The organism is Spirulina sp. 06S082, from assembly GCF_034932145.1.
Taxonomy (GTDB): domain Bacteria; phylum Cyanobacteriota; class Cyanobacteriia; order Cyanobacteriales; family Spirulinaceae; genus CCY15215.
In genome coordinates, this window is the sequence record NZ_JAYGHV010000333.1 from 1 (window position 1) to 6,066 (window position 6,066).

5 protein-coding genes are annotated in these 6,066 nt (G+C 41.9%); 3 read left to right on the plus strand and 2 right to left on the minus strand.

The window, feature by feature from the left end:
- Both VB714_RS20475 and VB714_RS20480 read left to right on the plus strand, forming a co-directional pair.
- Nucleotides 1-850: helix-hairpin-helix domain-containing protein (locus VB714_RS20475; protein ID WP_323226536.1), on the plus strand; the 850-nt coding region annotated here is incomplete at its 5' end.
- Between the two features lie 263 nt (nucleotides 851-1,113).
- Nucleotides 1,114-2,109: a CAP domain-containing protein gene (locus tag VB714_RS20480; RefSeq protein WP_323226537.1), complete on the plus strand. Its 996-nt coding sequence runs from the start codon at nucleotides 1,114-1,116 to the stop codon at nucleotides 2,107-2,109.
- Here VB714_RS20480 and VB714_RS20485 read toward each other — a convergent pair.
- On the minus strand, nucleotides 2,106-3,293 hold the full coding sequence (locus VB714_RS20485; protein ID WP_416309751.1) for a histidine kinase: 1,188 nt from the start codon (nucleotides 3,291-3,293) through the stop codon (nucleotides 2,106-2,108). The genes VB714_RS20480 and VB714_RS20485 overlap by 4 nt on opposite strands.
- Nucleotides 3,294-3,551: 258 nt before the next feature.
- Between VB714_RS20485 and VB714_RS20490 the strand changes: the two genes are divergently transcribed.
- Nucleotides 3,552-5,144, plus strand: coding sequence for a glycoside hydrolase family 57 protein (locus tag VB714_RS20490; RefSeq protein WP_323226539.1), 1,593 nt, complete (start codon nucleotides 3,552-3,554; stop codon nucleotides 5,142-5,144).
- 203 nt (nucleotides 5,145-5,347) lie between these two features.
- On the opposite strand, the gene VB714_RS20495 is transcribed toward VB714_RS20490, so the two are convergent.
- Nucleotides 5,348-5,968, minus strand: coding sequence for a hypothetical protein (locus tag VB714_RS20495; RefSeq protein ID WP_323226541.1), 621 nt, complete (start codon nucleotides 5,966-5,968; stop codon nucleotides 5,348-5,350).
- Nucleotides 5,969-6,066 lie beyond the last annotated feature (98 nt).

A 6,066-nucleotide genomic window follows, 5' to 3' on the forward strand; every position in this document is an offset into this window, starting at 1 on the left:
CGTGAGAGGGGCAATTAGTATCGGTCGCCGCTTACAAGACCCCCTCGCAGAACTGGTTAAAATTGACCCAAAATCGATTGGTGTGGGACAATATCAACACGATGTCGAACAAAAATTACTCAAACAAAAGTTAGCAGAAACCGTCGAAAGTTGCGTTAATTATGTGGGAGTCGATCTGAATATGGCCTCCCAAGAATTGTTAACTTTTGTTTCTGGTATCACTCCGGCGATCGCCAAAAATATTATTGCTTATCGTAACAAAAATGGCGTTTTCAAAAACCGTCGCCAACTCTTAAAAGTGGCGAAATTAGGACCGAAAGCCTACGAATTAGCCGCAGGATTTCTGCGTATTCGTAACGGAGATAACCCTTTGGATAATACCGCCGTTCACCCAGAAAGTTACAAAATTGTCGAAGCGATCGCCACAGATTTAGACCTATCCTTAACAGAAATAGATCGCGCTAGAGATCGCCTCGATCGCCTCTCCCTCCATCGCTATATTAGCGATACAATAGGATTGCCCACCTTACAAGATATTGTTAGCGAATTGAAGAAACCAGGACGCGATCCCCGCGATCGCTTCCAATATGCCACCTTTAAAGAGGGAATTAATGAGATCGGCGATCTTAAACCAGGGATGGAATTAGAAGGAACAGTAACAAATGTCGCTAATTTTGGTGCCTTCGTTGATGTGGGAGTGCATCAAGATGGATTGATTCACATTTCTAAGATGGCGGATCGTTTTGTAGAAGACCCAAAAACAATCGTTAAAGTAGGGCAAGTCGTTAAAGTTCAGATATTAGAGGTGAATATACAATTGAAACGAATTAGTTTAGCGCTTAATTATTGACAACGAATCGAGTCCATTTTATCTAATAGAAAAGACAAACCCGAGGCATTTTATCCTCACATTTTGCTAACACAACCCTTTTAATTTCACAATAACTTATTGCTGGACACCTTTTTTTCTGGCGAGGGAGGAAAAATCTAGGATTGCCTTGCGATCGATCTCAACCCCTATAATAGTTGAGATAATACGAGATCGAGGGCGAAATTTCACCGCCACCTATTTTTTGCAATTCATCGATCCTTCCCACCAACAGAAAGCGCGTTATGTTTATAAAAAGTCGTTTTGCTCGTTTGCCAATCTTAACTTTGTTGAGTTTTGGGTTAATCGTCATTGGTTCGGAGTCAGTACGCGCTGACGTATCTCCCCTCATTTTCCCCGAAGATAATTTGCCCGATTCTAGCCCAAGCGATCGCGACTCTAGCATTCTGGGGCAATCGGAAACAGAAAATCCCCCACCAGAAAACCAAAATTTAAGGGCGATCGACATTCTCTTGCAACTCGCAAATGCAGAACGAGAAAAAGTTGGCGCATCCCCATTACAACTCAATTCCCAATTGACAGAAGCAGCCCAAAGCCATGCTGAGGATATGGCAGAAAATGATTTTTTCAGTCCTGTTAATCCCCAAGGAATCAATACAGAAGGGCGAGTCGCGGCAACGGGGTATACTGGCACAAACATGACCGAAAATTTAGGCATTAATCGCGATCGACCCCAAGCAATTCTGGAGCAATGGTTAAACAGTCCAGGATATCGGCTAAGTTTATTGAATCCAGAATATACAGAAGCAGGATTGGGTTATGCCAGCAATCCTAACTCTCGTTTTAAGCATTATTGGTCCCTCATTCTAGTTGCTACAGGGTCAAATAATCCGAATGCTGTTGCTCCTGCGCGAGAAATTTTACTCCAAGAAGAGGGAGAACTGACAGAAGAAGATCCCAGTCTAGATGTTGATGGCAGTCGTTACGATTCCTATAATTTTAGCGGCAAAGCCGGGCAGACAATTTTTATTACTTTAGAGAGTGAGGAATTTGATACCTATTTATTTTTGTTTGACGAAAAAAATGAACAAATTGGTGAGAATGATGATATCAGCGAAGATAACAAAAATTCCCAATTAACGATTGTTTTGCCTCAAGATGGGACTTATTTGGTTTTAGTTAACAGTTACGACCCTAATAGCCGAGGACGCTATCAAATTAGTATCAAAGAACAAGACCCAGAAACATCTTCGCCGGAAAATCCTACCCAGCAACCTTAAAGATGAACGGGAAGGGTAAAGTGAAAGCAACTGCCGCGATCGCTATTACCATCTACCCAAATGTGACCGTAATGAGCTTGTACGACTTGATGACATAGCGCCAAACCAATGCCAAATCCTTCTTTCGCCTTATCTCGTTCGAGTCGGAAATGTCCCTCAAAAATGCGATCGCGTTTCTCATCAGGAATGCCCGGCCCCGTGTCGCAAACACTAATTTGTACTTTTTGGGTTGTCCGATGTAAAATCGAGACACTAATCGTCCCATTTTCAGGAGTATACTTAATCGCATTATCGAGTAAATTAGCCATCACCTGAAAAATCAACTCCGGATCGGCATAAACATTGGGCAAGTCTTGAGGAAAATCCTTTTCCAAACGTAATTCTTTTCCCCGCAAACGACTGCTAAATTGCTTCAGAAAATCCTCACAAAAACTTAACAAATCAAGACTTTCTAATTTGGGCGAAAATTCTCCATTTTTAACTTTGGACGCTTGCAAAATATCCCCGATCATGCGGTTCATTGTCCGAAACTGGGCACGAGCCTGCTTATAAAGTTTTGCTGTTAAATAAGCTGCTTTTTCAGGGTCTTTTTGCTTTTGAGCCAGTTCCAAAGTTTCCACAGCAATAGAAGCTGCTGTTAAAGGACTGCGAAGATCGTGAGCCAGCATGGCCAGAACCCGATCTTTAAACTGTAGGCGATCGAGGAGTTCTTCCTTTTCTTTCTTTAAGCGAAAGATTTCTTCTGTTAAGTGAATGCGATCGGGATAATAGCCATTGCCATTCACTAAAGAAGGAACATTATCTCCGGAATCTTGTTCTCGCAAAATTGCTTGTGATTCCAGATGTAGCTCCCGTATATCTCGCTTCCACTGCTGCCACCACTTTTGCAATTGCGCCACCAAATCGCTACCCGCCAGAATTTGTCGGGGTTCAGGATGCAGTTTAACTAAAGAAGGAGTCGCAACTAACCGAAAGTGTTCCACTAAATCTGGGCGCTCTCGAACATCAAGAACTTCTAGAATAAAATCATGATTCTCTTTTAATCTCTCCTCTTTTAATTTCTGAAGATAATCTTGAATTTCTCGATTATGTTCCTTAGAACCGGAACGCTTGTCCACAAAGAGCAAGAAATGAAGAGTCTCGGTAGACTCCAGACAAGACTCGATCGCGAAGGGAAGATTTATCTGCTTGTCAGTGGGTTTTAGCACGGTATCCAAACAATGATTGGCTCGAATCAAGATTGACTTGGCGTTTTAACTTGAGGAAAAGAGGTTTATTAATAATATCTTAATATCTTTTGTCTGGGGAAACCATTTTTTTAGCGATCGCCATTCAAAATCTCAAGGAAGTTTTTGCGCTTTACTCCCCCATCCGGCATAGAATCTTAAAATAGTTCAAGTTTTTTTTGCTCGAAAGCAAATTATCCCCTCCCCAAAATTACTATGGCTCTTGGCTATCTTGCCCTCGTCCTGCACGCGCATCTTCCGTTTGTTCGTCACCCCGAAAGCGATTACGTTTTAGAAGAGGAATGGCTCTTCGAGGCGATCGCGGAAACCTATATTCCTCTGCTCCATGTTTTTGAAGGCTTGAAGCGGGATGGGGTTCAGTTTCAACTCACCATGAGTTTGACACCACCCCTCATTTCCATGTTGCGAGATCCCCTTCTCCAAGACCGCTTTGATGCACACCTGAGCCAACTCCAGGAACTCGCGGAAAAAGAAATCGATCGCCATCAGCATAACGGTCATCTGCGCTATTTAGCAGAATATTACGCCAAGGAATTCCAATCTGTTCGCAGTACCTGGGAGCGTTACGATCGCGATTTAGTCAAGGGCTTCAAACAATTCCAAGATAGCAATAATCTGGAAATCATAACTTGTGGGGCAACCCACGGCTATTTCCCCTTGATGAAAATGTATCCTCAAGCGGTGTGGTCGCAACTGAAGGTCGCTTGCGAACATTACGAAGAAACATTCGGGCGATCGCCCAAAGGGATTTGGATTCCTGAATGTGGCTATTATAACGGCTTAGAAAGAATGCTGGCAGATGTGGGCTTGCGCTATTTTCTCACCGACGGTCACGGGGTTCTCTACGCTAAACCACGCCCTCGCTATGGAACTTATGCACCCATTTTTACAGAAACCGGGGTCGCAGTTTTTGGACGCGATCAAGAATCCTCGCAACAAGTTTGGTCTTCTCAGGTGGGATATCCAGGAGATCCCGAATATCGAGAATTTTATAAAGATTTAGGCTGGGAAGCGGAGTACGAATATATTAAACCTTACATTATGCCCAATGGTCAGCGTAAAAACACGGGCATTAAATACTATAAAATCACCAGTCGCAATGCAGGACTAGGAGAGAAAGTTTTTTACGATCCCTACTGGGCCAAAGAAAAAGCCGCAGAACACGCCGGAAATTTCATGTTCAACCGAGAACAACAAGTCCGTAACTTGTCACAACTTATGGCCAGTCCACCTTTGATTGTCTCTCCTTATGATGCAGAATTGTTAGGGCATTGGTGGTACGAAGGTCCTTGGTTTTTAGATTTCCTCTTCCGCAAAACTCATTACGATCAAAGTACCTACGAAACCATTCACCTCGCCGACTATTTGCAGCGCGAACCCACGCAACAAGTGAGTTGTCCTGCCCAATCTAGTTGGGGTTTTAAAGGATTTCACGAGTTTTGGCTCAATGAAACCAATGCTTGGATTTATCCTCACTTACATAAAACAGCAGAGCGGATGATTGAGTTAAGTTGCCGAGAAGCAAAAGACGAGCTAGAGAAAAAAGCCTTAAATCAAGCAGCGCGAGAGTTACTATTGGCACAATCTTCCGACTGGGCGTTTATCATGCGGACGGGAACGATGGTTTCTTATGCAACGCGACGGACAAAATCTCACCTCATGCGTTTTAACAAGCTCTACGAAGATATCAAGCAAAATCAAATCGATTCAGGTTGGCTAGAAAAAGTCGAGATTCTTGATAATATTTTTCCTAATATTAATTATCGTGTTTATCGACCTTTGGGTTAAAGTAGCGATCGCTTGCAGGAATTTCAGTGATTTTGATAACAATATCATTTAATTCGCTAAAGGGCGCATCTGGACTCCGCCATGATGAATGAATTGGTAAAGAGAACTCATTACTGTTCAATTTGACATCTATTAGGCAAGAGCCGCGTTGGGTTTTGCGAGGTTGAGTAGCAAATAATGACAGAGACAGAGAGTTAAGATATTTATGGTAAACCAACTTCCGCCCAAACCACTGTATATGATGAGGATACTGTTGAATCAACAAAAGTCTTTAAATTCAAAATAACCAATTCTTGATTGGGAAAGAACGTTCCTATTTTATCAGCTAATTTATATCTAGGCGCTTGCGGATAATTTATTCTATAATTAACACTTTGGATAACTTTAATTTTTTCACCAATTGCAGGAACAAAAGATGGATAAATTGTAACATCTTGTTTTGTTTTGATTAATTGTTCCCCAATGAATGTATTGCCGGATGGATTAGCAATTGCGCCGATTCTAATCCATCCTATAGAAGAGGGAAGATTTGACGGTTTGGACGGTTCGGCATATTGGGACGTTGTTGAAATAGAAGGAGTCGATACAGAAGAGGAAAAATTAGATTGATTGGTTTCTGATATTTTATCAGAAATTGAAGAAGGAGTAGAATTTTTATTTGAGTCAGATATTGTTTCAGATTCTGATGGTGAAGAAGTTATATTTTCAGATTGGGGTTCAGATTGAACAAAATGAGTAAATGTCAATCCAAAAACAATTCCGGAAAAAGCTAACCCACCAATGATACAACTTCCTAATAAGTAGCTAGACAAAATTAATTGCATAATCAGTGCCAAAATGCCGGAGAATCTGCTCAACCGCCTCCTTGAGAGTCTCCAAACTCTCATAATCCTGTGGTTTGAGCCATTGATATTTGATAAAT

Coding starts and splice junctions, on each gene's coding strand:
- VB714_RS20480 (WP_323226537.1), top strand. CDS start 1,114: ATGTTTATAAAAAGTCGTTTTGCTCGTTTGCCAATCTTAACTTTGTTG.
- VB714_RS20490 (WP_323226539.1), top strand. CDS start 3,552: ATGGCTCTTGGCTATCTTGCCCTCGTCCTGCACGCGCATCTTCCGTTT.
- VB714_RS20495 (WP_323226541.1), bottom strand. CDS start 5,968: ATGCAATTAATTTTGTCTAGCTACTTATTAGGAAGTTGTATCATTGGT.